Raw genomic sequence first — 625 nt, 5'->3', positions numbered from 1 at the left:
GGCGGGTCGAGCATTACGTCTGCGTGTTCCACGACATCAGCGAGCACAAGCGCCTGCTCACGGAGCTCGAGCACCTGGCCACCCACGACCGGCTTACCGGTGTCACCAACCGCGGCAGGCTCTACACGCTGCTGCAGGCCGCGGAGTCGGCGTTCACGCGTTACTCGACACCGTTCTCCGTGGTGCTTTTCGATATCGACTGGTTCAAGTCCGTGAATGATCGCTTCGGTCATCCGGTCGGCGACCGTACCCTGATCGAGCTCACCCACAGGGTCGCCGCGATCCTCCGCGAGGCGGACCAGTTCGGGCGCTGGGGCGGCGAGGAGTTCCTGGTGCTGGCCGCACACACGGATCTTCGCGGTGCGACGGTGCTTGCCGAGCGGATCCGCCGTGCCGTCGCCGACGCCCCGTTCCCCGGGGTCGGCCCCGTCTCGGTGAGTCTCGGGGTGGCGGAGATGCGTTTCGGCTGGACCCTGGCAATGCTGACCGAGCGCGCCGATGCCGCCCTCTATGAGGCGAAGGCAACGGGGCGCGACCGGGTCGTCGTGGCACCGGCCTGAGCCCGTCGGCGCAGGCGCGTGCGTATCCCACGAGGCAGTCAGTCTGCGACGCACCTCCCAGCCGG

The 625-nt window shown here is 68.6% G+C and carries 1 protein-coding gene; it reads left to right on the top strand.

The annotated features are described in order from the left end of the window. Positions 1 to 560, top strand: a 560-nt coding sequence (locus G7A99_RS23600; protein WP_163144494.1) for a GGDEF domain-containing protein, incomplete at its 5' end; no start/stop codon positions are given. Between the last annotated feature and the right edge of the window lie 65 nt (positions 561 to 625).

The organism is Arhodomonas sp. KWT, from assembly GCF_010993615.1.
Note: the sequence above shows the minus strand (reverse complement) of the source record. Positions and strands in the feature narration are given on the sequence as shown.